This window comes from Rhodococcus sp. USK10, from assembly GCF_019378875.1.
Taxonomy (GTDB): domain Bacteria; phylum Actinomycetota; class Actinomycetes; order Mycobacteriales; family Mycobacteriaceae; genus Rhodococcus_F; species Rhodococcus_F pseudokoreensis.
On sequence record NZ_CP076048.1, the window covers coordinates 886,586 to 910,036 of the forward strand.

22 protein-coding genes are annotated in these 23,451 nt (G+C 70.0%); 14 read left to right on the forward strand and 8 right to left on the reverse strand.

The window, feature by feature from the left end:
- Positions 1 to 41 precede the first annotated feature (41 nt).
- The gene (locus tag I1A62_RS10950) at positions 42 to 842 is read left to right on the forward strand and encodes an AraC family transcriptional regulator (RefSeq protein WP_124395183.1); all 801 of its coding nucleotides are present in this window, start codon (positions 42 to 44) and stop codon (positions 840 to 842) included.
- 15 nt (positions 843 to 857) lie between these two features.
- Here I1A62_RS10950 and I1A62_RS10955 read toward each other — a convergent pair whose 3' ends face one another.
- Together I1A62_RS10955 and I1A62_RS10960 are read right to left on the reverse strand one after the other, a co-directional pair.
- Positions 858 to 1,070 (reverse strand): hypothetical protein, encoded by a 213-nt coding sequence (locus I1A62_RS10955; RefSeq protein ID WP_124395184.1) that lies wholly within the window; start codon positions 1,068 to 1,070, stop codon positions 858 to 860.
- A gap of 71 nt (positions 1,071 to 1,141) precedes the next feature.
- Positions 1,142 to 1,732 carry a helix-turn-helix domain-containing protein gene (locus I1A62_RS10960; protein ID WP_206010972.1) on the reverse strand — a complete coding sequence of 197 codons (591 nt, stop codon included), beginning with the start codon at positions 1,730 to 1,732 and terminating at the stop codon, positions 1,142 to 1,144.
- Between the two features lie 47 nt (positions 1,733 to 1,779).
- On the opposite strand from I1A62_RS10960, the gene I1A62_RS10965 reads away from it, so the two are divergent.
- The 5 genes from I1A62_RS10965 to I1A62_RS10985 all read left to right on the forward strand — a co-directional run bounded on the left by I1A62_RS10965 (position 1,780) and on the right by I1A62_RS10985 (position 11,142).
- Complete coding sequence (locus tag I1A62_RS10965) at positions 1,780 to 2,628, forward strand: trans-aconitate 2-methyltransferase (RefSeq protein WP_219458709.1); 849 nt, start codon at positions 1,780 to 1,782, stop codon at positions 2,626 to 2,628.
- Positions 2,629 to 2,815: 187 nt separating this feature from the next.
- Entirely contained in the window at positions 2,816 to 3,970 is a 1,155-nt protein-coding gene (locus I1A62_RS10970) for a hypothetical protein (protein WP_219458710.1), read from the forward strand.
- A 175-nt stretch (positions 3,971 to 4,145) separates the two neighbouring features.
- Entirely contained in the window at positions 4,146 to 5,597 is a 1,452-nt protein-coding gene (locus tag I1A62_RS10975; protein WP_124395211.1) for a TIGR02677 family protein, read from the forward strand.
- Complete coding sequence (locus tag I1A62_RS10980) at positions 5,594 to 6,988, forward strand: TIGR02678 family protein (protein ID WP_219458711.1); 1,395 nt, start codon at positions 5,594 to 5,596, stop codon at positions 6,986 to 6,988. The genes I1A62_RS10975 and I1A62_RS10980 overlap by 4 nt, the downstream gene beginning before the upstream one ends.
- Positions 6,985 to 11,142: a TIGR02680 family protein gene (locus I1A62_RS10985; protein ID WP_219458712.1), complete on the forward strand. Its 4,158-nt coding sequence runs from the start codon at positions 6,985 to 6,987 to the stop codon at positions 11,140 to 11,142. Before I1A62_RS10980 ends, I1A62_RS10985 begins: the two co-directional genes overlap by 4 nt.
- Positions 11,143 to 11,181: 39 nt before the next feature.
- On the opposite strand, the gene mshC is transcribed toward I1A62_RS10985, so the two are convergent.
- The 5 genes from mshC to I1A62_RS11010 all read right to left on the reverse strand — a co-directional run bounded on the left by mshC (position 11,182) and on the right by I1A62_RS11010 (position 15,615).
- Positions 11,182 to 12,429 carry a cysteine--1-D-myo-inosityl 2-amino-2-deoxy-alpha-D-glucopyranoside ligase gene (gene mshC / locus I1A62_RS10990; RefSeq protein WP_219458713.1) on the reverse strand — a complete coding sequence of 416 codons (1,248 nt, stop codon included), beginning with the start codon at positions 12,427 to 12,429 and terminating at the stop codon, positions 11,182 to 11,184.
- A gap of 72 nt (positions 12,430 to 12,501) precedes the next feature.
- Entirely contained in the window at positions 12,502 to 13,305 is an 804-nt protein-coding gene (locus tag I1A62_RS10995) for an SCO1664 family protein (protein ID WP_124395191.1), read from the reverse strand.
- A gap of 3 nt (positions 13,306 to 13,308) precedes the next feature.
- Positions 13,309 to 13,902: a DUF3090 domain-containing protein gene (locus tag I1A62_RS11000; RefSeq protein WP_087557007.1), complete on the reverse strand. Its 594-nt coding sequence runs from the start codon at positions 13,900 to 13,902 to the stop codon at positions 13,309 to 13,311.
- A 128-nt stretch (positions 13,903 to 14,030) separates the two neighbouring features.
- A complete protein-coding gene (locus I1A62_RS11005; protein ID WP_124395192.1) occupies positions 14,031 to 14,729 on the reverse strand; it encodes a histidine phosphatase family protein in 699 nt (232 codons plus the stop codon).
- Positions 14,730 to 14,769: 40 nt separating this feature from the next.
- On the reverse strand, positions 14,770 to 15,615 hold the full coding sequence (locus I1A62_RS11010; RefSeq protein ID WP_219458714.1) for an undecaprenyl-diphosphate phosphatase: 846 nt from the start codon (positions 15,613 to 15,615) through the stop codon (positions 14,770 to 14,772).
- 234 nt (positions 15,616 to 15,849) lie between these two features.
- Between I1A62_RS11010 and I1A62_RS11015 the strand changes: the two genes are divergently transcribed.
- The 5 genes from I1A62_RS11015 to I1A62_RS11035 all read left to right on the forward strand — a co-directional run bounded on the left by I1A62_RS11015 (position 15,850) and on the right by I1A62_RS11035 (position 20,542).
- Positions 15,850 to 16,779: an aldo/keto reductase gene (locus I1A62_RS11015; RefSeq protein ID WP_087557010.1), complete on the forward strand. Its 930-nt coding sequence runs from the start codon at positions 15,850 to 15,852 to the stop codon at positions 16,777 to 16,779.
- A 109-nt stretch (positions 16,780 to 16,888) separates the two neighbouring features.
- Positions 16,889 to 17,575, forward strand: coding sequence for a heme oxygenase (biliverdin-producing) (locus I1A62_RS11020; RefSeq protein WP_219458715.1), 687 nt, complete (start codon positions 16,889 to 16,891; stop codon positions 17,573 to 17,575).
- A complete protein-coding gene (locus tag I1A62_RS11025; protein ID WP_124395196.1) occupies positions 17,572 to 18,606 on the forward strand; it encodes a hemin ABC transporter substrate-binding protein in 1,035 nt (344 codons plus the stop codon). Before I1A62_RS11020 ends, I1A62_RS11025 begins: the two co-directional genes overlap by 4 nt.
- On the forward strand, positions 18,603 to 19,676 hold the full coding sequence (locus I1A62_RS11030; RefSeq protein WP_219458716.1) for an iron ABC transporter permease: 1,074 nt from the start codon (positions 18,603 to 18,605) through the stop codon (positions 19,674 to 19,676). The genes I1A62_RS11025 and I1A62_RS11030 overlap by 4 nt, the downstream gene beginning before the upstream one ends.
- Positions 19,673 to 20,542: a heme ABC transporter ATP-binding protein gene (locus I1A62_RS11035; RefSeq protein ID WP_124395198.1), complete on the forward strand. Its 870-nt coding sequence runs from the start codon at positions 19,673 to 19,675 to the stop codon at positions 20,540 to 20,542. The genes I1A62_RS11030 and I1A62_RS11035 overlap by 4 nt, the downstream gene beginning before the upstream one ends.
- A gap of 10 nt (positions 20,543 to 20,552) precedes the next feature.
- Here I1A62_RS11035 and I1A62_RS11040 read toward each other — a convergent pair whose 3' ends face one another.
- On the reverse strand, positions 20,553 to 20,930 hold the full coding sequence (locus I1A62_RS11040) for a hypothetical protein (RefSeq protein ID WP_124395199.1): 378 nt from the start codon (positions 20,928 to 20,930) through the stop codon (positions 20,553 to 20,555).
- 184 nt (positions 20,931 to 21,114) lie between these two features.
- On the opposite strand from I1A62_RS11040, the gene I1A62_RS11045 reads away from it, so the two are divergent.
- The 3 genes from I1A62_RS11045 to I1A62_RS11055 are packed head-to-tail and all read left to right on the forward strand — an operon-like array spanning position 21,115 to position 23,446.
- Positions 21,115 to 22,125: a hypothetical protein gene (locus I1A62_RS11045; protein WP_124395200.1), complete on the forward strand. Its 1,011-nt coding sequence runs from the start codon at positions 21,115 to 21,117 to the stop codon at positions 22,123 to 22,125.
- Positions 22,126 to 22,365 (forward strand): DUF5703 family protein, encoded by a 240-nt coding sequence (locus I1A62_RS11050; RefSeq protein WP_087557015.1) that lies wholly within the window; start codon positions 22,126 to 22,128, stop codon positions 22,363 to 22,365. It abuts the gene before it with no gap.
- Positions 22,366 to 22,375: 10 nt separating this feature from the next.
- The gene (locus I1A62_RS11055; protein ID WP_206010960.1) at positions 22,376 to 23,446 is read left to right on the forward strand and encodes a quinone-dependent dihydroorotate dehydrogenase; all 1,071 of its coding nucleotides are present in this window, start codon (positions 22,376 to 22,378) and stop codon (positions 23,444 to 23,446) included.
- Positions 23,447 to 23,451 lie beyond the last annotated feature (5 nt).

Here is a 23,451-nt window from a genome sequence, read left to right on the forward strand (position 1 = left end):
GGCGTGGCGTGCTTGAACATTCGCGACACTAGGATGGGCGAGTGCCGAATGTGCCAGGACACCCCGAGGCGATCGTCCGCCCCACCGCCGGCGAACCCGGTTTCGAGGTCGAACGGGTCGCTCCCCGAGCGGATTTGGCCGAGTTCGTCGACTACCACTGGCTGGTGCGGTGGTCGGTGCCGAAGCCGCATCGACAGCAGGTGGTTCCTCAGCCGCGCGTTCACGTCGCCGCCGAGGACGGACAGCTGCTGGTGCACGGGATCTCCCGGTCGCCGTTCTACCGAATGTTGACGGGAGACGGCCACGTGCTGGGGGCCGCCTTCCACGCCGGTGGGTTCCGGCCTCTGTTGAAGGGCAGTCTCGGTGCGATCTCGGGGACCGTGCAGCCCGGACGGGATCTGCTCACCGGTGACGATCGCCCGGTCGCGGAACGGATCCTCGCCGGCACGGACAGCGCGGAGATGATCGACGTCTTCGAGCGGTACCTTCTGCGCACCGATCCCGTTCCGGACCCGACGGGACGGGAGGTCACGACCCTGGTCGGCGACGCCCAGCGCCGCCGGGACGTCGTCCGTGCAGACCAGCTCGCCGCACACGCCGGCTGCAGCCTGCGCACCCTGCAACGGCTGTTCACCGACTACGTCGGGATCGGCCCGAAGTGGGTGATCCAGCGGTTTCGCATCCTCGACGCGGCCGCCGCCGCCCACTCGGGCGAGAGGATCGACTGGTCGGCGCTCGCCTACGAATTGGGGTTCAGCGACCAGGCCCACCTGACGCGGGTCTTCACGCAGGTCGTCGGCACACCGCCCGCCACGTATCAGCGCGCGCACGGCCTGCTGTAGCGCCTCCGGCTCCGCTCAGCCGGCGAAGCCGAGTCCCCGCTCGGCGAGTTCCGCCTCGAGGATCCGGATCGCTTTCGGTCCGACGCCGTGGATCTTCAACAGCTCCTTGGCGGTGACCGTCGTCAGTTGATCGAAACGCGTGTAGCCGTGGGACGCGAGCTCACGGCGGGAGACCTTCCCCATGCTCGCCGGGAATTCCGTCTCGCCCGTGGTGTCGGAAGACGACATGTCCGTCCTTTCTTCTCGGCGGCGCCGATGCCGCTCACATCGTATGGGGCCGTGCGTTGCCGGCGCGCACGTTACGCCGGCGGGGCGTCGTCCGCGGCGTGCAGGTGTGCCCGCTCCCCGTCGTGGTCGAAGATCGTGAGAATCTCCACCGGACCGTCGTGGGCTCCGATGGAGTGCGGCACCATGGTCGAGAACTCCGCTGCGGCACCGGCTTCGATCAGGATGGTCCGCTCCCCCAGTTGCAGGCGGGCCGTCCCCGACAGGACCGTGAACCACTCGTGACCGGGATGAACACAGACGTGGTCCGGGCCCGCGGGCCGTTCGGGGGTGATACGCATCTTCGCCACGGTCGCGCCGTGGAGGGCGCGTTCGCGGGACAGCAACCAGGTCGTGAGTCCTCGCGCCTGTTCGGGCATCGGCCGGATCACCACGTCCTCGTCGTCGACGGACTCGACGAGCTGATCGAGCGTGGTGCCGAGAGCCCGCGCGATCGGAACCAGTTGGTCGAGAGCGATCCTGCGGTGGCCCGTCTCGATGCGGCTCAGCGTGGACGGACTGAGGAAGCAGCGGGCGGCGAGCGCGTCGAGGGACCAGCCGCGGGCCAGCCGTAGGCCCCGGATGCGCTGCCGGATCACACCGTCCAACCCGAGTTCTTGCGTCATACGCAAGAGTATATGCGCATGGAGCAGAACGTGACTAGCCTGGAGGCATGACACAGCATTCGCATCACCACGGCGGGCACCATGGCGGGCACACCTCGGCCCACGACGCCGGTCTGCCGGATCTCCTCGACCTGGACGCCGAGATCTTCGGCTCCTACCTCGACCAGGTGGCCGACTGGGCCGGGCTGCGCGTCCGAGAGACCCCGCACCGGGTCGTCGACGTGGGCGCGGGAACGGGCGCCGGCAGCCTGACACTGGCTCGGCGGTTCCCCGCCGCCGAGGTCGTCGCGATCGACAGGTCGGAGGTGATGCTCGAGCGCATCCGCACCGCCGCCCACACGCAGGGCCTGGCCGACCGCGTGATCGGCGTGCACGCCGATCTGAATGCCGGCTGGCCCGCGGTCGAGGCCGCCGACGTCGTGTGGGCGGCCTCCTCGCTGCACGAGGTCGCCGACCCCGACCGGGTACTCCGCGACATGTACGCCGCGCTGAACCCCGACGGCGTACTGGTGGTCGTCGAGATGGACGCGCTGCCCCGACTCCTGCCCGAAAACCTGGGCATGGGCCGCCCGGGCCTGGAGTCGCGCTGCCACGAGGCCTTGGCGCGGATGGATTGGAACGCGCACCCGAACTGGCGGGGCCACATCGAGCGGGCCGGTTTCGTGGACGTCGAGGAGCGCAGTTTCACCAGCGAGGCAACCCCGGCCCCGCCGAGCGCCGGACGCTACGCACACACGTTTCTGAGCCGTGTTCGCTCCGCCCTCGACGGACAACTGGCCGTCGACGACCGCGACACTCTCGATCGCCTCCTCTCGGACGACGGCCCCGACAGCGTCCTGCACCGCGGCGACCTGACGGTCCGCGGCAGCCGGACGGCCTGGATCGCCCGACGGTGACCTGACCGATCACTCGCCGCAGGCGGAAACTCCCCGACTGTGTGCAATACGACCACGCCACGCCGCGCGTGATGGCGCGCACAAGCACCCTCTGGTAGCAGGATGTACATCTTGTGGCCTCACCGACCGAGTCGGACGGGCCTGACGGAAGTCGCAATCCGTTCGCAACACGAATAGGGGTTCTTGCATGTCCATGGGAGTCGGGCTCAGGATCGGCAGTGTCGTGTCCACCGCGGTGGTGGCGTCGAACGATCCAGGATCCCCGGATCCGGTCGTCATCGTCCGCGACACCGTCCTGCACATGTGCCCGGACGGCACCGCAATTCTCGGCGGATCGGCGCCGCACATGATCGGCGACACCCACACCGTGTCGGGGTTCCTTCCCCGCGTCGGCGACCCGGCAGGTGTCGCGGTGGGCGACGGATCGCGGTACCGCGCAGAAGACCTGGTCGCGGGTGCGATGCGATGCCTGCTCCGCGAGTGCGAACCTCTCCCCGACCACGGCGGCCGGACGGGCGGCGCCCCCGACATCATGGCCACCTACCCGACCCGCTGGGACTCGGCTGCGGTCGCAGCGCTCCGCGACGCGCTCGACTACGCCGACATGTCGTACCTGTCCCTGGTCTCGGACGCCGAAGCCGCCGCGGCCTGGTTCGAATCCGAGATCGCCGAGCGCCCCGGGCAGTTGGTCGGCATCTACCACGTCGACGACACGGGATCGACGGTCGCGCTGATCCGCTCGGGTGTGGAGGCAGGCAAGGCGTTCCGGTTCTCCTCGGGGGGCTCCCCGACGGCCCAGATCGCGACCGCGCTCGGTGCATTCGGCTGGCTGCCCAGCAACCTCGACGCCGTGGTCGTCACGGGCGACGGCCTGATCGCGAGGGACTCCGCGGCCGTTCACGGATTCGCGGCCACGATCGGCGAGAAGTTCGACGTCCGGTGCGTCGTCGGCCCGGGCCCCGAGCAGACCTCGGCGCTCGGTGCCGCCATCCGCGCCGCCGGGTTCAATCCGACCACCCACAAGGTGACCCCGATCGGCCTGCCACCGTCGTACGACGTCACCGAGGTGATCGACGCCGTCGTCGGCGAGCCCGTGCCGTCGACGTCCGCAACCCCGAACCGGCCGGCCACCCGCGGGCAGAACCCCGCGTCCGCCGCTGCGGTGGGCGCCTCCGCGCGGGCGTCGGGCGGAACGGCGGTCGCGACGCCGCCGGAACCGCGTGCCGTCGCGCAGTCCGGGGAAGAGTCCGACAACGCCTCCCGGGCGTCTTGGCTCGTCGCCGCGGCGGTCGGGCTGGCGCTCGTGCTGGTCGCGATCGTCTTCGTGCTGTTCGTCCTCTGATTTCCCCGCCTCGCTCGTCGGGAGATGTCGGCGCAGGTCGGCACGGCGTTCGCTCGACCGCTGCACGACCGCATAACCTGTCACGGTGAGTGAATCAGGCAGCGATCCAGGTCGGTCCCCGTCGGGGCTGCGCGCCGCGCGTCCGGCGGTCGCTCCCCCGCTCCGGGACGACCGGCTGAAACTGTTCTCCTTCGCCACCGCGGAGAAGCGGGCGGAGTACCTGTGGGTGCTGCGGGCCTTCGATCACGCCCGCGCCAACTACATCGTGCTGCTCCACGCGGGCGACGTCGCCCGCATCCTGGACGGCCTCGCCGGCGACGACCCGGCCGGGCAACTCGGCGCCGGAGACGTCACTCCCCTGCTCGAGCAACTCCACGTCTGGGAAGTGCTCGAGCGCAGCTACGACGGAACGCGCGCCTCGACGCTCGCCGAATACCGGAACCGGCACTTCGTCTACCAGTTCAGTCAGGCCGGCTACCAGGTGTTCCGAGCGGTCGAGGACGCACTCGCGGCCCGGCTCGACGACGCGTCGCTGTCCCGGCTGGCGCTTCCCGACCTCCTCGCCGACATGAACGACCTGGCCGCGGCGAATCGCGCCGCCGACAACGACCTGGTGTACCGGAAACTCAACCGACTCGACTCGACGCTGTCCGACATGGCCGGACGCGCAGCCCAGTTCTATCTGACTCTGGGCGACCTCGTCCGCACCACGGAGATCACCCCCGAGACGTTCATGTCCCACAAGGACGCTCTCCTCACACACATGCGCGAGTTCAGCTCCGACCTGTCGCGGTATGCGCCGAAACTCGCCGCGGCCATCGCGCTCGTGGAAGACACCGGCGTCGAATCGATGGTGGCGCGGGCCGCCGCCAGCGACGAGCGGGTGTTCCTCGATGTCGAAGAGCGCGAAGCCGATTGGCGCGCCCGGTGGGCCGGTTTGACACACTGGTTCGTCGGGAGCGAGGCGGGTCCGAGCGAGTCGGAACGCCTGCGCGAGGGCACGATGAGCGCCATCGCCGCCGTCCTGTCGCTGTTGCGCCGCGTCACCGAGACCCGCAAGGGCGGCGTCAGCAGGGAGAGCCAATTGCGGCACCTCGCAGGCTGGTTCGCTGCGACTCCGAACGAAGACGCCGCGCACGCGCTGTTCCAGGCCGTGTTCGACCTCGGGCGTCCGCGCCATCTCTCGATGGTGCATCCGGACGCCGACATCATTCCCGACACCCGGTCGTGGTGGGAGGCGCAGCCCGTGGAGATCTCCCGCACGCTGGCCGAGACCGGACGTCCGCCGTCCCCTGGCCTGCCCGCGCGGGTGCAGCGCAACGAGGGCAGCGTGCGCCGCCTGCGGGAGGAACAGCTGACCGCACAACGACTTCGCGCGGCCGCCGCCCAATCGCTGGCCCGGGGCGGAGTCTACGAGCGGGAACTCGACGAGTCCGAAACCGATGTGCTGCTGAGCCTGCTGAACGCCGCACTGACGGCGCGGGTACCGGTCAGCGGCCGCGTCACGAGCAGCACCGGATCGGAGAACGGCGTGAAGCTCACCCTCAGCCCGCACAGCGAATCGACGGTGGTGCACACCGCCCGAGGACGTCTGCACCTCGACGGACTGCAGGTGAGCGTTCGGTGAAGGCACGGGAGATCTCACCGCTCGCCCTCGATTCGTATCAGCGCGCCGCCCGCGTCATCCTGTCGAATCATCTGGTGACACAGACCTATCCGGATCGGATCGCGCTTCCCCTGCTCCGCCGGTGGGCCACCGAACTGCGCGAAGATCTGATGACGCTCTTCGGGTACCGGCTCGAGGTCACCGAGACGACCGCCCGGCTGTTCACGGTCAGCGACCGACTCGACGCCGGGACCCCGGCCAAGACGGCCACCGACCGCACGTTCGACCGGTACCGCTACGCCTACCTCGCGTTGGCGCTGGCCGCGCTGGGTCGCGCCGGCAACCAGATCACCCTGTCCGAACTCGCCGATCACGTCGCCGCCGACGCCGCGCAGGTCGACGGGGTGGACCTGTCCACCGAACGCGCGTCCGATCGGGACGCGTTCGTCGACGCCGTCGGCTGGCTCGCGGCCCGCGGCGCGATCGCCCTCGCCGATGGTGACGCGGGCGGCTGGGCCGCCAATCCCGATGCGGGCGAAGCGCTCTACGACATCGACCGGTCCGTCGTCATCGCCCTGTTCCGGCCGCCGCGCGCACTGCAGCATCTCCGCTCCATCCGCGGTCTGCTCGCCGGCGCGGAATCGATGACCGACGACGACGCCACGGAGTTCGGGACGTCCCGGACGGTCGACGTGAAGGAGACGACGCGGAGGGTCCGGCGCGCTCTCGTCGAACGGCCCGTCGTCTACGCCGCCGACCTGGACGATCACGAACTGGTGCAGCTCGCGCTCCCCCGCACCGCAGCCGATGTCGCGTTGCTCACCGGACTGGTCGCGGAACGGCGCGAAGAGGGCGTCGCGATGATCGACTCCTCCGGGCGGCTCTCCGACGTCCGGTTCCCCGGGACGGGGACGGTCGCGCAGGTCGCGCTGCTGCTCGCCGGGGAGATCGCCGATCGCGTCCTGGATCCCGACACGCCGGAGATCGCCCGGATGCCGCTGCCGCGCGGCCGGTCCGAGGACCTGGTCGAACAGGTCGACAGCGCGATTCCGCAGTCCGGAATCTTCGACAGCCTGGCAGGCCACGACGGAGTCGAACCCGCCGAGCCCGCCCCCGCCGACCGGCTCTTCCCGGTCGTCGAGGACGAGTGGATCACCGGCACCGTCCGGACCCTGACCGACAGATTCGGGCGCACGTTCGCCGCCGGGTGGCAGGCCGACCCGGACGGCCTGGGCCGCGCCGCGCTGGCGCTGCTCGAGCGGCTGCGCCTCACCGCGGCGGTGCCGGGCGGCGTGCTCGCGCTCCCGGCGCTCGCCCGCTACCGCGGTGTGGTGGTCACGATCCGCGACCGCACACCGGAGATCGACCTGTTCCAGAGCTCAGCGAACGACAGCGAGGACATCACAGCATGACGAGTGCGCGTTTCCGGCCCACCCGAGCCGGGATCATCAACCTCTGGGACTACCGGGATCAGGAGTTCTCCTTCGCCGACGGCCGCCTCGTTCTCCGCGGCCCCAACGGTTCCGGCAAGACCAAGGCGCTCGAAGTGCTGTTCCCGTTCGTCTTCGACGGCAGGATCGAACCGCGCCGTCTCAACCCGTTCGCCGGCGAGGAACGGACCATGAAGTCGAACCTCCTGTACCGCGGGCAGGAGAGCGCGTACTCGTACGTCTGGATGGAGTTCTGCCGCGGCGCGAACGACGACCCCGAGGCCGTCACCGTAGGCATCGGCATGCGTGCCTCCCGCACCAACGACAAGGTCACGCGCTGGTACTTCGTGGCCGACGGCCGGGTCGGCGTCGACTTCTCCCTGCTCGGCAGCGACGACCGTCCACTCACGAAGAAGCAACTCGGCGAACAGATCGGCACCGACTCCATCACCGACCGGCCGCTCGACTACCGCGCCGCCGTCGACGCACGGATGTTCGGGCTCGGTGTCCAGCGCTACGACCAGCTGATCAACCTCATCCTCACGCTACGCCGCCCCCAGCTCGCGAAGAACCTCGACCCCAAGGGACTGTCGCAGGCACTCACCGACGGTCTGCGCCCCCTCGACGAACAACTCGTCCTCGAGGCGGCGCGCTCGTTCAGCGACATGGAGGAAGTCGGCCGGGCACTCGAGGGGCTGGCGGCGGCGGACCAGGCGGCGCAGAGCTTCGTCGGCGTGTACGCGAAATACCTTCGCCAGCAGGCGCGTACCGACGTCGACCAGCTCGCGACCCGCCTCGACGCGGTGCGGTCCGGCATCACCGCCCTCCACGGGGCGGCAGCCGACCGGGCGCGCAGCCAGGCGAGCCGGGAGGCCGCCGAACAACGCTTCACCGCCGCCGACCGCGCACTCGACCAGGCCAACGCCACTCTGGACGCACTGAAGCGTTCGACCGCCTACGAGGGGCGTACGCAACTCGACGACCTGGCGCAGGCCGTGTCGACGCTCGAGAAGTCGACGGAACTGCAGGCCGAGAAGGCCCGCAAGGCCAAGGCGACCCTCGAACAGCGGTCCGAGGAGCACGCGAAGGCGGGCGACGCCGTCACCCGCGCAGTCGAGGCGCTCGCCCACGCCGAGGACGAACTTCACGCCGCCGCCGAGGACGCCGGGATCACCTGGACCGCACTCCCCGACGACGCGCGCGCCGACCAGTTGACTGCGGCGCTGCGCGGGCACGCCGAGGAGCGCGACGGTGACCTTCGCGCCGTCCGGGCCGCGCTCGTCACCGTCGAGAAGGCCGCCACCGAGCGAACCCGCGCCGACGACGCGGCACGTCGCGGCCAGGAGCAACTCGACACCGCGAAGGTGGCCGTCCTCGAAGCCGAGACCGCGGTCGAATCGGCCCGCAGCCGATGCGCCACCGAACTCCGCTCCTGGTGGACGGAGCACTCGTCCCTCTACGCCGAGATCGAGGCGCCCGCCGCGCTGTTCGACGCACTGGACACCGCCCTCCGCGGGATCGGCGACGACGACGCCGCCACTCTGACAGAGACACTGACGGAGCAGACCACGGACGCCGTCGACGCACTCCGGCTGCGTCGTCAGCAGCACGACCGCGACGCCGCCGCCGCCGCCGAGGCGATCGCCGAATACGAATCGGCTCGCGCGGCAATCGAATCCGAGCACGATGACGCCCCACCGCTCCCGGCGGCCAGGCACGACGCGCGGTCCGGGCTGACCGGTGCGCCGCTCTGGCGTCTGGTCCGGTTCGCCGATGGTGTCGACGCCGCCGTCGCGGCGGGAATCGAGGCCGCACTGGAGGCCGCGAATCTCCTCGACGGCTGGGTCACGGTCGACGACGAGCTCCCGGACGTCGAAGCCGAACACTTCCTCGTGGCCCTCCCCGCCGAAGCCCGGCCCACCGGAAGGACCCTCGCCGACGTTCTCGACGTCGAGCAAGACACCGGTGTCCCCGACGAGCGCGTGCGCGGAATCCTCGAATCCATCGCCGTCGAATCCCTCGACCTCGCCGAGGGTCCGGTGGGCGTCGCCGGGGACGGGGCGTACCGCCAGGGGATCCAGCGGGGACGGCACTCGAAATCGGATGCGGAGTACATCGGAACCACCGCGCGGGCCCGCAGGCGTGCCGCCCGCATCACCGAACTCGACAGGACGCTCGCGGAAACCCGGGCGCGGCTCGAGGACACAACGGCATCAGCGGATGCGGCGGCAGCGCTGCTGACGCGGACGACCGTGGCGGCACAGTCCCTGCCACGCACCGGATCGATCCTCACCGCGCTGAAGAAGGTCACCGAATCGGCAGGCGCGCTCCGCAGCCGCACCGACACCGCGACAGCCGTCGGCCGCGAACTCGACCAGGCCATCGCCGACCTGTCCGCGAAGGAAAAGCAACTCCGGGCCACCGCATCCACGCACCGGACTCCCCACGTCGCCCGCGAGATCGACTCGCTCGCCGCGGCAGTGCGGCATTTCGAGAAGCAGGGCGAGATGGTGCAGCGGTGCAGGCGCGAACACGGCAAGGAGGTCGAGCACACGCGTCAGTCCGAGGACCGGCTACACGAGGCGCGCGGCAACGCGGAGGAATTCGCGGAGGAAGCCGCCGTCGCCGAAGAGGTCCTCGCGCAACAGATCCAGCGCCTCGAGACGCTCCGCGACACACTGGGCGCAGGAGCCGAGCAACTGGACCGGCAACTCGAGGAAGCGCACGCGCGGATCGAGGCGTGCAAGAAGGAGCAGCGCGACGCCCGCAAGGCGGACAAGGATGCGGGCGAGGCCATCGGCAAAGCCGAGGGCGCGTACAACACCGCCGTCCAGACGCTTCGGCTGGCGCTCACCGAAACCCACGCCGACGCCGCCCACCTCGCGCCGTACGCCCGGCGCGACCTGCTCGAACTCCTCGGCGTCGACGGCGGCCACACGTGGCCGGCCAGCACGGCGGCGTGGATGAGCGCCGAACAGCTGGTATACCGCATCCAGAACGCCGACCAGGACACCCCGATCCTGCCGCCCGAAGCGGACGCGTTGTTCCGCGCGCTGGACGGCGCCACCGAATCGGTTCGGGTCAGCGACTCGGCACGCAAGTCGACGCGGACCGCGCTCACCACCGCGCTGCAGGACTTCGACGCACAACTCGCGGCCGCCGGCCAGGACTACCGGCTGCAGTGGGACGCGCCGGACGGCCTGACGGTGGTCCAGGTGCAGGACGACGAGGGTTACTCGTCGATCGGCGAGTTCGCCGCCCGCATCGCGTCCGCGCGCTCCGATCAGGAACTGCTGCTCACCGAATCCGAGCGCCGCATCCTGGAGGATGCGCTGCTCACCGGTCTCGCCCAGCAGATCCACGAACGCACCGTCGACGCCCGCGAACTCATCGCCCGGATGGGCACCGAGATGCGGGAGCGGCGGATGTCGTCCGGCAACACCATCGGCGTCCACTGGGTCCTCGCCGACAACCTCGACGACAGCGCGAAGGCCATCTCCAAACTGCTCGAGCGCGACACCTCGGCGCTGGGCCCGGACGAACTCGCCACGATGCGCGCCCACTTCGCCCACCAGATCAGGACCGCCCGCGCCGCCCACCCGGAACGGTCGTACCCGGAGATCCTGGCGTCCGCCCTCGACTACCGGCGGTGGCGGGTGTTCTCGTTCACCCTGATCAGCGGGAACGGCAACGAAGACAGGCTGACGGTCGCCCGGCACAGCGCACTCTCCGGCGGCGAGCAGTCCGTCTCACTGCACCTGCCGCTGTTCGCCGCAGCACACGTCATGCTCGACTCCGCCGACCCGCACGCCCCGCGGCTGCTGGCACTGGACGAAGCATTCGCCGGCGTCGACGACAACGGCCGGGCCGAACTGCTCGGCCTCAGCGTCCAATTCGACCTCGACCTGTTCATGACCGGGTTCGACCTGTGGATCACATACGGCGGCGTGCCGGGCTGCGCGCACTACGATCTGGCGCACTCGACGGCCGAGCAGAGCGTCAGCGCCACCCTGCTCGTGTGGTCCGACGGTGAGCTACTCGCCGAACACGACGGCACCGACCTGGCGCAGGCGCTCGGTTCGCCCCTCCGCCGACGCGTCCCGACGCCCGCGGAGGGTGCGCTCGAGTTCGCCTGACCCGTGAGTACTTGTTAACCGCCCGCGGTTAAGAAGTACTCACGGGCGGCGAAGCCGCACACCGAGCAGGGCATCCACGGCCGCAGCGAATTCGCTCGGCGCGTTCGTGTCGGAACCCCCGTTGTCGAGGGCGCGGCGGGCCCAGCCGTCGAGGGCGTCGAGCGCCTTCGGGGTGTCGAGGTCGTCCGCGAGATGCTGGCGCAACCGGGCGATCGTGTCGGTGGCCGACTGCGCCGACTCGAGTGCGGCGGCGTCCTTCCACAACTGCAGCCGGGTGTGGGCGTCGGCGAGAACCTGCTCGGTCCACGGACGGTCCTGCCGGTAGTGCCCGGACAGCAGTCCGAGGCGGATGGCGGCCGGGTCGACGCCCTCGCCGCGCAACTTCGACACGAACACGAGGTTGCCGCGGCTCTTCGACATCTTCTCGCCGTCGAGGCCGATCATGCCGGTGTGCACGTAGTGGCGTGCGAAGCGACGGTCGCCCGTGGCCGACTCGGCGTGCGCCGCGGAGTACTCGTGGTGCGGGAAGATCAGGTCGCTGCCGCCGCCCTGGACGTCGAAGCCCGAGCCGATGCGGTTGAGGGCGATGGCCGAGCACTCGATGTGCCAGCCGGGACGCCCGGGGCCGAACGGCGACGGCCAGGACGGCTCACCCGGCCGGACCGCGCGCCACACCAGCGCGTCGAGCGGGTTCTGCTTGCCGGGCCGGTCGGGGTCGCCGCCGCGTTCGGCGAAGAACTTGTCCATCGTCGCGCGGTCGTAGCCGGACTCGTACCCGAACTGTTCCGTCGCGTCGGCGCGGAAGTACACGTCGGGGAATTCGGCGTCGTCGACGATGTAGGCGGCGCCGGACGCGACGAACTTCTCGACCATCTCGATCACTTCGCCGATCGATTCCACCGCGCCGATGTAGTCGCGCGGGGGGATGACCCGGAGGGCTTCCATGTCTTCGCGGAACAGTGCCGTCTCGCGCATGCCGAGGACGACCCAGTCCTCGCCGTCGCGGTTGGCGCGCTCGAACAGCGGGTCGTCCACGTCGGTGACGTTCTGGACATAGTGCACGTCGTGCCCGGTGTCACGCCAGATCCGGTTCACCAGATCGAACGTCAGATACGTGGCGGCGTGACCGAGGTGGGTCGCGTCGTAGGGGGTGATACCGCACACGTACATCGTGGCCGTGCGTCCGGGAGTGACGGGGCGCACCTGCCGGTCGGCGGTGTCGAACAACCGCAGCGGAGGCCCCTGGCCTGGAACGGACGGGACAGCGGTTTCGGACCAAGACTGCATGACAGCGAGCCTAATGGACCCGCGTTTCCGCCTCGGAGGGAGCCGCCGCCCGCCGGGCTCCGAACAGGTCGCTCAGAACGCGGGCCACGGGATGGGCCGGTGACCGTTCGGCCGGGGCATCACGGGTGCGGCGAGCAGATCCACGGCGCGCTCGTACAGCGCGGCGACCTCGTCGGACGTGATGTGCTCGCCGAGCCGCGCACCGAAGTCGCCCTCCAGCGAGGAGATGAGTTCGGCGATGTCGACGACGAGGGCGCCCGGCACCTCCGTCCCTGCCCACCCCCACAGCACGGTCCGCAGTTTGTTCTCCGTGTGCAGGCAGATGCCGTGGTCGACGCCGTAGACGGAACCGTCGAGACCCTCGAGCGCGTGGCCGCCCTTGCGGTCGGCGTTGTTGATCAGCACGTCGAGGACGGCCATCCGCTGCAGGCGCGGGTCGTCCGCGTGGATCAGCGCGACCGGTTCGCCGTCCATGTCGGTGGCGCGCAGAATCTCGAACCACCCCGCGGGGACGGCGTCGGGGGCGCAGATGTCGACCAGGTCGAGGCCGCCGGTGTCGTCGGCGTGCCGGTCCGGGGTGTCGATCCACCGCTGCACCATCCCCGGGCCGAACGGGCCGTCCCGCAGCAGAGTGCGAGGTATCACACCCCACCCGAGCTGCTCGGACACGAGATACGACGCAACCTCACGTCCGGCGAGCGTGCCGTCCGGGAAATCCCACAGCGGGCGTTCCCCGCGGACAGGTTTGTACACGCAGCGGACGGTGTTCTCACCCGCGGCCGCGTCGCAGACCAGGGTGGCGTTACTGGCGTGGGTGATCTGGCCGATGAGGGTCAGCTCGCCGGACTCCAGGGGATCGGACTCCTCGGCAGGCAACCGTCAGTCCTCCTCGTCCATTTCCGGGGTGAGTCCGAAGCTCTGGCCGCGGCGGTACCCGTTGGTTCGGATGCAGATGTGTCCCTCCGGGGCGAGCGGCTCACCGCACAGCGGGCACGGTGCGCGGCCGGCGGCGATGACCCGTTCGGACCGCAGGGAGAAGTCCCTCGCCTGCAGTGGGGTGAGGAACACGCGCACGGCGTCCGGTCCGTCCTCGGAGTCGTCGAGCACGACGGACTCGTCGAATTCCGTCTCGCTGACGGCGAGCAGTTCCACGACAACGGCTCCGGCGTCCGCGTCCCAGCCCAGGCCCATCGTCCCGACCCGGAACTCGGCGTCGATCGGAGTGACGAGCGGGCTGGCGTCGTCGAGTTCGGCCCCTTCCGGAGGAACGTCCGTCCCGAACCTGCGGTGCACTTCCTCGAGGAGAAGTCCCATCCGGTCGGCCAGGACCTGTACCTGCTGTTTCTCCAGCAGGACGCTGATCACTCGCGCCTCGTGTACTGCCTGGAGATAGAACGACCTGTCGCCGGGTTCACCCACCGTCCCGGCAATGAATCGGTCAGGAGTGCGGAATACGTGAATTGCGCGTGACATTGCACCTCCTTCAGCTGGAGCCGGGCCCTACTGCGGCGCTGCCCACTCGTTGTTCCGTCTCGGACTGTTCCTCGCAGCATGCTGCGTTCATTATCCGTCAATCGTTACCGGCGGTGTCCGCCCAATCGTCACAACCGGACCTCCCCGCCCGGCACCGATCCGGATACTTCGGCCCGGGCGCCGTCTCCCGACGCCGGCGGCACGTTCACCCCCGACAGATCGGCCCCGGTGTCGTTCATCTTCAGCACGTAGGGGCGGGTGGAGGTGTACCGGACGACGCTGATGGAGGCGGGTTCGGCGACGATTCGCTGGAATCCGTCGAGGTGTGCGCCGAGGGCGTCCGCGAGGACCGACTTGATGACGTCACCGTGCGAGCAGGCCACCCACACGACGTCGCGGCCGTGGAGTTCCGCGAGCCGGGCGTCGTGCTCCCGGACCGCGGCGACGGCCCGCGCCTGGACCTGGGCGAGCCCTTCGCCGCCCGGGAACACTGCGGCGGACGCGTGCTGCTGCACGATCTTCCACAGCGGTTCCTCGAGCAGGACCTTCAGCTCCCGACCGGTCCACTCGCCGTAGTCGACCTCGACCAGCCGATGTTCCACCACCGGGGTCAGGCCCCGTGCCCGGGCGAGCGGTTCCACCGTCTGCTCGCACCGCAGAAGCGGTGAGTGCACGATCTCCTCGATCACCACGTCCGCGAGCCGGGCCACGATCGCCTGCGCCTGCTCGCGACCGCGGTCGTCGAGTTCGACTCCCGGTGACCGGCCGGCAAGCGTGTGTGCAGTGTTCGAGGTCGACCGCCCATGGCGCAGCAGCACAACTGTCATTGGCCCAGCCTAGTGTCGCGCACTCCCCGACCGCCCGATCTCAGGTGGCCGACACGACGCCCGTCGCGAGAAGCGACAGGACGATGACGCCGAGGATGATGCGGTAGCCGACGAACCAGTACATGGAGTGGTCGACGACGAAACGCAGCAGCCACGCGATCGACGCGTAGCCGATGGCGAAGGCGATCGCGGTCGCGACGAAGAGCTGCGGGCCGCTCGCGTTGAGACCCTCACCGGCCGGTTCGAACGCATCCGGCAGGCTGAACAGCCCGGATGCGACGACCGCGGGAATGGCGAGGAGGAACGAATAGCGGGCCGCGGCTTCACGGGTGAGTCCGAGGAAGAGGCCGGCGCTGATCGTGCCGCCCGACCGCGAGACCCCCGGGATCAGGGCGAGCGCCTGGGCCGAACCCATGATGATGCCGTCCTTGGCGCGCAGATCCTCGACGGGACGCACCTTCCGCCCGTAGTACTCGGCAGCCGCGATGACGAACGCGAACACGATCAGCATGGTCGCGATCAGCCACAGGTTGCGGGCGCCGGTGCGGATATGGTCCTTGAACAGGAACCCGAGCACACCCACCGGGATCGTGCCGATGATCACATACCAGCCCATCCGGTAATCGAGGTCACTGCGATGCTCGGCGTGGAACAGACCCCGGAACCAGCCGGCGATGATCCGTCCGATGTCACGGGCGAAGTAGATGAGCACGGCCGCTTCGGTGCCGAGCTGGGTGACGGCGGTGAAGGACGCACCGGCGTCGTCACCGAAGAAGACCTCCGACACGATCCGGAGATGGCCCGACGAGGAGATGGGCAGGAACTCGGTCAACCCCTGGACGGCACCGAGGACAATCGCCTGGAGCCAGGTCATCGCCTCGCCCATCACTCACCGGTCCCGAGGCCGAATGTGCCGCTCTGACGCCAATTTCCCATGTCGCGTTCGTAATTCACCGGCGCCACGGTACCGGGGTGGGTGTGCTCCGGCAGAATCCGGCGTGGCAGGCCCCCTGCCACGCGGAACCCCACTACTCTGCTCCTGTGGTGGCCGTTCCCGGGGGGCACCAGCATCTTCGGGCCGAGGCCCGGGTTGCAGCTACGGTACGAGACGCAGGCGGTTATGGAACAGAGATCGGTCGGAGCAAGCGGGTTGCGAGTGTCACGTCTCGGCCTGGGCACGCTCACCTGGGGTCGGGACACCGACGGCGACGAGGCCGCCGCGCAGATCGCGGCGTTCGTCGATGCGGGCGGAACACTCGTCGACACCTCCCCCGCGTACGGCGACGGTGCGGCGCAGCGGATCCTGGCGGAACTGCTCGACGACGTGGTGCCGCGCACAGAACTCGTCCTGAGCTCGAGTTCGGGCATCAACCCGGCGGGACCCTCGCGAATCGACTGCTCGCGACGGGGACTCGTCGCCCAGCTCGACGCGACCCTGCGCGAGCTCGGCACCGACTACCTGGACATGTGGCAGGTCGCCACGTGGGATCCGTTCACGCCGGTCGACGAGATCGCCGCCACACTCGATTTCGCGGTATCCAGCGGCCGGGTCCGGTACGTCGGGGCAAGGGGCTACCTGGGCTGGCAGCTGGCCACAGCGGCAGGCGCGTCCCGGGGCACCACGCTCGTCGCCACCCAGGTGGAGTACTCGCTCCTCGCCCGGGGTGTCGAGGAAGAGCTCGTTCCGGCCGCCGCCCATCACGGCGTCGGGGTGTTCGCGGCCGTACCGCTGGCCCGCGGGGTGCTCACCGGCAAATACCGCAACGGCATCCCCGTCGATTCGCGGGGCGCCGACGAAGCGCACGCGCAGGACGTCCAGAGCTACCTCACCGACTCCTCCGTGCGGGTGGTCGATGCGGTCGTGACCGCGGCCGACGGTCTCGGCACGTCCCCGCTGGCGGTCGCACTCGCCTGGGCACGCGACCGTCCCGGCGTCGCGAGCGCGGTTGTCGGGGCCAGGGACATCGCCCAGCTGACCGGCGTGCTCGTCGCCGAGGAGCTGGAACTGCCCGCCGCGATCGCGGCGGCGCTCGACGACGTCAGCGCGTAGCGCGAGCGGGAGCCGGCGGACGTGCACCTGCAGTGCACCTGCAGTTCACGTGCAGGGCAGGCTAACCTGGTGCCCACCGGCCGACGTCCGTAGATCCGCAGGAGAGTCCATGACCACGCTGAACGAGGCCGACGCGGCCGACCGCGGAACCGTCGGCTTCGCCGAGCGCATCAAGGCGGGCACGGACGCCGCTCACCGGGAGACCGAGCAGTCCCCCTTCGTCGGGGCCCTCCTCGCCGGTGAACTCTCCCCGGACGGCTACGCCGAACTGCTCGCGCAGACGTACCTCGTCTACCGCGAACTCGAGGACGCCGGGCGTACCCACACCGGCAGCCCCGTCGTGTCGCCGTTTCTCCACGACGAGCTGTTGCGGGTTCCGTCGCTGGAAGCGGATCTCGCATTCCTGCGCGGGCCGTCGTGGCGGGACACCGTCTCGGCGCTGCCCGCCACCACCCGGTACGTGGAACGGCTCCGCGAAGTGGCATACGAATCGCCCGCCGGTTTCGTTGCGCACCACTACATCCGGTACATGGGCGACCTGTCCGGCGGGCAGATCATCCGGCGCATGCTCGAGCGCGCCTACGGGTACAGCACCGACGGCCTGCAGTTCTACATCTTCGACGAGATCCCGAAACCGAAGGTGTTCAAGGACACCTACCGTGCGAAACTCGACGCGGCGCCGCTGTCTCCGGAGGACCAGCAGCGGGTGATCGACGAGGTCAACCTCGCGTATCGCCTCAACGGCGCCCTGTTCGCCGACCTCGAAGCCGGCATCGACCGGTACCGCTCACGATGAGCTCGATGTTCCGGGCCCGCGCGGACAGGTCGCTGTTCGCCGTTCTCATCCTGCTCCTGGTGTCCGCGGTGGCCGTGTCGGCGTGCAGTTCCGGCGACAGCGCCGGCGGCACGGGCGGCGCGCGCACGGCGGTCCTCGACAACCTGAATCCGGAACCGCTCGCGTCCCCGGCGACACCGGCGCTGCCCGTCACGGTCCGCAGTTTCGACGGGGTGGACGTGACGATCACGGACGCGAGCCGGATCGTGACCGCGGACCGCTACGGAACGCTCACCGAGACGGTGTTCGCGCTCGGACTCGGCGACAACGTGGTGGGCCGGGACATCGCGTCCGAATTCCCGGCCGCGCAGGACGTGCCGGTCGTCACCCCGGGCGGCCAGTCCCTCAACGCCGAGGCCATCCTCGACCTGGCGCCCACGGTGATCCTCACCGACACCAGCATCGGACCGCAGGCGGTGCAGGACCAATTGCGGGCCGCCGGGGTGCCGGTCGTCTATTTCGATCCGACGCGCACCCTCGACGGTGTGCCCGGCCAGATCACCGCGGTGGCGAATGCGCTCGGGGTGCCGGAGCAGGGCCGGGAACTCGCGGCCCGCACGGAGAGCGAGATCGCGGCGGCCCGCAGTCGCGCCCCCCAGGGCGAGACTCCGCTGAAGATCGCGTTCCTCTATCTACGCGGCACCGCGATCACCATGATCGGCGGCCCGGGATCGGGTGCCGATTCCCTGATCGACGCGCTCGGCGCCGTCGACGCCGGTACCGCCTCGGGGATCACGCAGCAGTTCGCCCCGATCACCAGCGAGGCACTGATCGCCGCCGCCCCCGACGTGCTCCTCATGATGACCGGTGGACTCGAATCGATCGGCGGGATCGACGGCTTGGAGAAGATCCCCGGGGTGGCGCAGACACCGGCAGGCCGGAACCAGCGGGTCGTGGACATGCAGGACGGGGTGCTGCTGAGCTTCGGCCCCAACACCGGTCGCGTCCTGGGCGCCCTGGCCGACGCCGTCTACCCGGCCGCCACTCCATGACGGTCGAAGACCTCGACGCTCCTGGTAAGCCCTCGTCACGCACCCGGACCGGTGCCGTCCTCGGCGGTCTGCTGATCGCCCTCGCCGTCGCCGCCCTGTTCTCGGCCTGCATCGGTCAGGTGCCGACCGGCCCCGGGGAGGTCGTCGGCAGCATCCTGCACCGCATCGGGCTGGATCTCGGGCCGATGCCCGCGCACCCCAGCGGTGAGGTGACACTGTGGGAGGTCCGGTTCCCGCGGGTGATCCTCGCCATCCTGGTGGGGGCGGCACTCGGATGCGCGGGAGCGTTGCTGCAGGGTGTGTTCGCCAACCCGCTCGCCGAACCCGGCGTCATCGGGGTGTCCGCAGGTGCCGCGGTCGGTGCCAGCGCCGCAATCGTCGTCGGCGGCGCGTTCGCGGCCGGGTGGACGGTGGCGGCGGCCGCCTTCGTCGCCGGACTGGTCACGACCGTCGCCGTGTACCTCCTGGCCCGGCACGAGGGCCGCACCGAGGTCGTCACCCTCGTCCTGACCGGTGTCGCGGTCAACGCGTTCGCCGGCGGCCTCATCGCGTTCTTCACGTTCGTCGCGTCCCCCGCGGCGCGCGATCAGATCGTCTTCTGGCAACTGGGCAGCCTCAACGGGGCCACGTGGAGCGCGGTCGCGGTGGTGGCGCCGATGACGGTCGCCGGGATCGCGGCCACCATGCTGATCGCCGGGAAACTCGACCTGCTCTCGCTCGGCGAGAACGCGGCACGGCACCTCGGCCTCGACGTCGAACGGCTGCGTCAGATCGCGGTGCTGATCGTCGCCCTGCTCGTCTCCTCCAGCGTGGCGTTCACCGGCATCATCCTGTTCGTCGGACTGGTGGTCCCGCACCTGATGCGGATCGCCGTCGGCCCGGGCCACCGAGCCCTGATTCCCGCGAGCGCTCTGTGCGGATCCCTCGTGCTGCTGCTTGCCGACCTTGGTGCCCGGTCGCTCGTGACCAATGCGGACCTCCCCCTCGGCATGCTCACGGCCCTCGTCGGCGGGCCCTTCTTCTTCTGGTTGCTGCGCCGCACCCGGGCCAGTCAGGGCGGGTGGGCATGAGTCCGTCGTTCCGCACCCGCGTCGGCGAGGCCCTCGAGCAGAACCTGTTCCGGCGGACCGATCCGGTGCCCCCACCGCGGCCCTCGGGGGCCGTGACGCTGCGCGCGGACGGCATCGCCGTCACCCGCGGTGGCAGACCTGTTCTCGACGACGTGTCCGTGGACGTGCGGATCGGGGAGGTTCTCGTTCTCGTCGGCCCCAACGGGGCGGGCAAGTCGACGCTCCTCGCGGCGCTGTCCGGTGATCAGGACGTGCACGCGGGCAGCGTGCACCTCGACGACCGGGACCTCGGCGAGTGGACGGCGCTCGAGATGGCCCAGCGACGGGCGGTCCTCCCCCAGCAGAACACGGTCGGATTCTCGTTCACCGCACGTCAGGTGATCACGATGGGCCGGTCCCCGTGGGCGCGCACACCCCGCACCGACGACGATGACGCCGCGATCGCCGAGGCCATGCGGATCTGTGACGTCGTGGCGTTCGCCGAACGTCCGTTCACCGCGCTGTCGGGCGGCGAACGGGCCCGCGTGGCACTGGCGCGGGTACTGGCGCAGCGCACCGAGACCATCCTGCTGGACGAGCCCACTGCCGCCCTCGACCTCGGTCATCAGGAGACGGTGATGCGTCTCGCCCGCTCCCGCGCGGAGCGGGGCACCGCGGTGGTGGTCGTGCTCCACGACCTCGCGCTCGCCGCCGCGTACGCGGACCGGATCGTGGTCCTCGAACAGGGCCGAGTCGCCGCCGACGGGCCTCCCCGCGACGTCCTGTCCGAGGATTTGCTGACCCGGGTCTACGGACACCCTGTCGAGGTCATCGCGCACCCGGTGACCGGCGCGACTCTCGTCCTCCCCCGCCGCGACCACCGCTAGCGGCCGGCGGTCACAGTCCGTCGATAACTGCGCCTAGACGGCTGAGGACCGCACGCACGGTGATGCCGTCCTCCGTACCCGCCATCCGGGAATCGGGCGGCCCCGCCGCCAGGGAATCGGGATGGGACACGGCGTCCCGCACGACGGCGACGATGCTGCGCTCGTCGGTCAGGTCGATCTCCCGGACCGAACGCCGCGCGGACGCCACGATGTCGTCCGGGTCCGGGACCTCGGTTTCCACGTCGGCGCGGTAGACCTCGACGTGCATCGTGCTCTTGCGCACGCGGAATGCGTAGGAGTTCCCTTCGGCGGTCCGGCCGAAGCCGTGCGCGTGCGGTCCGACCGAGATGTCTTCGACGGTGAACGTCGGCGTTTCGGGTATTTCCACGGTCTGCTCCTCGATGACCTGGGCCGGCGGTCGGGAAACCACCGGGCGCGGGGTCGATGTTTCTCACGGTATCGCCTCGGCACCCGCTCGGCACCGACCGAATTCGTGGGCGTTTCGCGGATCAGGGATGCTAGTGGACAGTTGTGCAGGTGTAGGTCGTTGAGAGAACCCCGAGGAGCAGCACATGGGTAGACCGGGAGCGCGCGTCGTCGCCTCGTGTATCGGAGCGGCATTTCTACTGGTCACGGGTTGTTCGTCGAACTCCGACGAGGATCAGGCGATCACGATCGCGCCCGCGACTGCCGCGCAGTCCCCGGCGCAGAGCACCGCGCCCGCGGGTGTCGTCCACCCCGTCGGCCTGCCGATCGATTCGACCACCTTCGACCCCGAGACCCGCACGACCGTCGTCCTCGGCGGCGAAGGCAACGAGATCCTGCTGTTCCCTGCCGGTGATTTCACGGCGGCTCCGCGGACGATTCCGCTGGACGGGGCCGTCGCCCAGGTGTCCCTCGCTCCCGGCGGTGTGGCCCTTCTCGCGATGAACACGCAGGTAGGACGGCTCGACCTGCGCACGGGTGAGGTGACGTTCGTCCCCGCCGACGGCGATGTCCGTTCGGTCGCCCAGTTGCCCGACGGCCGGCTGGCAATGGGCCTGGGCAATGGCGAGATTCACATCGTGAACACCGAGACGAACGAATCACAGGTGATCGACGGCCTCACCTCCGTCGACGGGCTGGCCGTCGTCGGGGACTCGCTGACCGCCCTCGACCGCGGTCAAACGTCCGTCACCGCCGTCGACGTCCCGGGTTCCGCGCTCGGCGTCGCGCTGCGCGCCGGTGAAGGCGCGACGCAACTCACGACCGACCACTACGGGCGGATCCTCGTCACCGACACAACCGGCGACGAACTGCTCGCCTACACCACCGACACACTGATGCTCCGCCAGCGGTTCCCGGCCGGACTCGCGCCGTACGCCGTCGCCTACGACGACACCGCCGACCGGGCGTGGGTCACGCTGACCGGAACCAACGAGGTGGTCGGATTCGACCTGTCCAGCGGTGTCGGCGTGGAAACGGCCCGGTATCCCACCGTCCGGCAGCCGAATTCTGTCACTGTGGATACCGTGAACGGTGACCTCCTGATCGGATCCGCGACGGGAGACGGCTTGCAGCAGATCCCGACGAGGAGTTCGTAGATGGCATCGCATTCACGTCGACTCCCCTCCGGGTGGGAGATCGAATCCGAGGACTACGAGTACGTGCCGCTTCGGCTGCCACCCGACGTCACCCGCGTCAGCGCATCGATGCGCTTGGCCCTCCAGGCGGAATTCGGCGGCTGGGAGCTGTCGCGGGTCCGCCTGTACTCCGACGGAAGCCGCCGAGTTCTGCTCAAACGAAGGAAGACCGCTCACCATGTCCCCGACCCCGCAATCTAGGGAGACCTCCTTGTACCACCTGCTCCTACAGGTGATGTTCCGCCTTCCTCCGGAGCGCATTCATCACCTGGCCTTCGCTGCGATGCGCCTGGTCACGCGGTTCTCGCCGCTGCGCCAACTCGTCGGCAGGGTTCTCGTGGTGGACGATCCGGTTCTGCGGAACACCGTGTTCGGACTCGACTTCCCGGCGCCGCTCGGGCTGGCCGCCGGGTTCGACAAGGACGCCACCGGTGTCGACGCCTGGGGTCCTCTCGGGTTCGGGTTCGCCGAGGTGGGCACCGTCACCGCCCAGGCGCAGCCCGGCAACCCCGCTCCCCGCCTGTTCCGGCTGCCCGCGGACCGCGCCCTGATCAACCGGATGGGGTTCAACAACCACGGCGCAGGCAACGCGGCCAACCATCTGCGTCAGCGCCGGGCCGGTGTCCCGATCGGCGCGAACATCGGCAAGACCAAGATCGTCGACGCCGCGGACGCCCCCGCCGATTACACGGCGAGCGCGCAACTGCTCGGCCCGCTCGCCGATTTCATGGTGGTCAACGTCAGCTCACCGAACACCCCGGGACTACGCGACCTGCAGGCTGTCGAATCTCTCCGGCCGCTGCTGCGTGCGGTTCTCGACACCGTGACCGTCCCGGTGCTGGTGAAGATCGCTCCGGACCTGTCCGACGACGACGTCGACGCGGTCGCGGATCTCGCCCTCGAACTCGGCCTCGCCGGCATCGTCGCAACCAACACCACCATCCGCCGCGACGGGCTGAACACCCCGGACGACGAGGTGACGGCGATCGGCGCGGGCGGCTTGTCCGGCCCTCCGGTCGCGGAACGATCCCTCGAGGTCCTGCGCCGCCTGCACGCGCGGGTCGGGGATCGTCTGGTGCTGATCTCCGTCGGCGGCATCGAGACGGTCGACCAGGCGTGGGAACGCATCCTGGCCGGGGCGTCCCTCGTGCAGGGGTACACCGGCTTCATCTACGGCGGCCCGTTCTGGGCTCGCCGCATCCACAAGGGGCTGGCCCGGAAGGTCCGCGAGGCCGGCTACGCCTCCGTCGCCGATGCGGTCGGCGCCGGCGCCGTGCGCTGACAAAA